The sequence below is a fragment of the Rhizobium sp. 01T444 genome (assembly GCF_056398305.1).
The window spans coordinates 1-1,130 of record NZ_JBFTPD010000090.1 but is presented as its reverse complement, the minus strand read 5'-3'; the positions used below and the strand labels follow the sequence as shown (position 1 = coordinate 1,130).

Sequence of the window (1,130 nt, the reverse complement as noted above, 5' to 3'; positions counted from 1 at the left end):
GCCATCGCGCGCTCGACCTTGGCGCAGTGGGTGGGCGAATGCGGGGCGCAGCTGCAGCCGCTGGTAGACGCCCTGGAGGGCGAGCTGCTTCGCCACGACGTACTGCACGCCGACGAGACACCGGTGGCCATGCTCAAGCCTGGCAACAAGAAGACCCACAAGGCCTACATCTGGAGCTTCTGCACGACCAGCTTCAACTCAACCAAGGCGGTGGTGTTCAACTTCGCCGAGACGCGCAGCGGAGAGAACGTTCGCAGATTCCTCGGCCAGGACGGCGACACGCCATGGAAGGGCACGCTCGTCACCGACGGCTACTCAGGCTACAACGCGACCATCGCGAAGGGCGTGACGGCCGCCAATTGCATGGCGCACGCGCGCCGTAAATTCCACGAGCTGTGGGCCAACCACGGCAGCCAGGTCGGCGAGAAGGCGCTGCGGTACTTCCGGGTGCTGTTCAAGATCGAGGCGAAGCTCGGCGACCGTCCCCCCGAAGAGCGGCGACGAATTCGCAAGCGCAAGTCGGGTCGGGTGGCCGCGTTGCTCTACAAATGGCTTCTCCTGCAAAGGCAGCAGGTTCCACCAGGTTCGGCCACGATCAAAGCGATCGACTACAGCCTGAAGCGCTGGCCGGCATTGACGCGGTACATCGAAGATGGTGACGTGCCGCTCTCGAACAATTGGGTTGAGAACCAGATCCGACCTATCGCTCTGGGGAGGGGCAACTGGTTGTTCGCCGGCAGCCTGCGAGCGGGCAAGCGCGCAGCGGCGGTCATGAGCCTAGTCCACTCGGCACGCATCAACGGGCAYGAYCCCTATGCGTACCTCAAGGAYGTCCTCGAGCGACTGCCGACCCACCCGGCAAGCCGGATCGATGACTTGCTGCCACATCGCTGGCAGACAGCGTCCACCACGCACTGACCTCCGTGCCCGTCGTCAAGACGGGTTCGCCGGACGCTTACTGAGCGTGAACGACCTTGGCAATGCTGCGTCTTTGGGCCGACTGGATGCCGCCCGCAGGACCGCCGAGGCCACTTGTGATTCGCTAGGCGTGCGAATCGACTGGTCGCTACCCGCCAACCGACCGACGCTGGTRGCAATCCTGCGGGCGCTCTTGGCGGCATGGATTGGCG

At 64.4% G+C, this 1,130-nt stretch carries 1 protein-coding gene; it reads left to right on the top strand.

Features of this window, described 5'->3' with window-relative positions; translation table 11 throughout:
* Nucleotides 1–918 (top strand): IS66 family transposase (gene tnpC, locus AC1DTN_RS37260; RefSeq protein ID WP_477925105.1); only part of this gene is annotated, 918 nt, incomplete at its 5' end.
* Between the last annotated feature and the right edge of the window lie 212 nt (nucleotides 919–1,130).